The following is a 1,204-nucleotide window of genomic DNA, read 5'->3' as shown; positions in this document are numbered from 1 at the left end:
GCCCATATAGGCCAGGAATGCACCGGAATAAATCGCCATGCGAACGCCCGCCGTGAGCCATGTCAAAAGGATGATCAGCGCGGCGATGACGATCCATGGCGTGCTGACAAAGATCAGTTCCAGCGCGTCCAGCATCAGACGGATACCGTAGGTAATGCCGTCGAACAGGGCTTCGCCATTCAGAACCGCCCAGTTAAAGAACGCCTCAACCCCGGCGATGCAGAGCAAGCGAAGCTCGGGGTCGGTCGGGAAATCGCTGAGGATCGCGAACCGCCCCGGAAAGCTGTAATTGACCATCGCGACGGCCACGATCAGGATCATGAACACTGCACTAAATCCGATCTGAGACATCGGCATGCCAGAGCGGATTGACCGATCTGACAGCCATTCCGAAAACCGGGCTTCCAGCGCCCAGTTCGCGACAATGGCCTCGACAGTTTTGACGACCAACAAGATTGCGAGGCCGGTTAGGGCAATTGTCGGACCTTGTTCAGCCAGCGCTTCGGCTTCGGCCCGGATGCCGCCGATATTGGCTTCCAACCCGTCGACTGCGCGTTGAAAGGCATCCACCCGGTCTGAACCGCTTTCGATCGCTGCGGCCAATTGCTGTTTACGCAGCTCCAAAGTGCCCTCAATCGAGGCAATGCGGGCCATGGCGTCAGAGGCGAGATCGCCAAACAAGCCGCGTGCGATCTGGACAAAGCCAATTGCCTCGACAATCAGAAAGCACAGCGCCCAGGACCAAAGCCCGCGTGCACCAAACCAGATCGGGCCAAAAAGCCCTGCGAAAGAGTTGAAGGTCGGGGTAAAGCGGGCCGACGCGCCAACCTTGTCGAAATTCGTAATGTAGTAGTCGGGGCTGGTTCGCACAAAAGTGCGGATATTGTCCCTTCGTTCCTCGGCATAGGCCAGTGCGGCTTCGCTTTCGGTGTCTTCCAGCGGGTTTACATTTTCGTCCTTCATGACACCTCGGTCCCTTCGATTACGGTGCGCAGAAGATCCGCACGCGTGATGACACCAACGTCCGAGCCCGCATCGGTCACCATGATCGGGCTGTCATCGTCGATGGCCAGGTTGATCAGATTGCTGAGAGTCTCGTCGCTGGTCACCCGATGCAGATCAGCTGACAGCGGACCCTTGGTCGCGATCCAGCTTTCGACAGGTTGCATCACCACCTTGGCGTGCACGACTGAAAGTCGTGCAC

At 57.9% G+C, this 1,204-nt stretch carries 1 protein-coding gene and 1 pseudogene; both read right to left on the bottom strand.

The window, feature by feature from the left end:
* The coding region (locus ACR0LL_RS21095) for a PspA/IM30 family protein (RefSeq protein WP_480589252.1) at nucleotides 1–963 on the bottom strand (963 nt) is incomplete at its 3' end.
* Nucleotides 960–1,204: pseudogene (locus tag ACR0LL_RS21090) on the bottom strand (glycine/betaine ABC transporter); the annotation flags it as partial. The gene ACR0LL_RS21095 and the pseudogene ACR0LL_RS21090, both read right to left, overlap by 4 nt.

Source organism: Ruegeria sp. AI2, from assembly GCF_056541275.1.
The sequence above is the reverse complement of the archived record's forward strand: the minus strand, read 5'-3'. Positions and strand labels throughout refer to the sequence as shown.